The following is a 312-nucleotide window of genomic DNA, read 5'->3' as shown; positions in this document are numbered from 1 at the left end:
ATCAACTTTCACGACTTCTGATTTAACAGGAGCACAAGGAATTGCTGGAAAGTCAGCTTTTGAAATTTGGAAGGAAACAACCAATAATACAACAGCAACTAATACAGATTATTTAGCGGCTATAAAAGGAGATACTGGAGCTCAAGGTCCACAAGGAACTGCTGGAAAAGGAATCACAACTACAGTTGATAATGGAAACGGAACTTTTACAATTACTTATACTGACGGTACAACTTTTACCACTTCTAACTTAACAGGACCAAAAGGAGAAACTGGAGCACAAGGAGCCACAGGAAATAATGGAAAAGGAAT

Annotated in this window: 1 pseudogene; it reads left to right on the top strand. The window is 38.1% G+C overall.

Annotation, left to right across the window (positions count from 1 at the left end):
* Positions 1 to 312, top strand: a pseudogene (locus tag BOW55_RS20995) (hypothetical protein); the annotation flags it as partial.

It is taken from the genome of Flavobacterium sp. YO12, assembly GCF_004119495.1.
Lineage (GTDB): Bacteria > Bacteroidota > Bacteroidia > Flavobacteriales > Flavobacteriaceae > Flavobacterium.
Note: the sequence above shows the minus strand (reverse complement) of the source record. Positions and strands in the feature narration are given on the sequence as shown.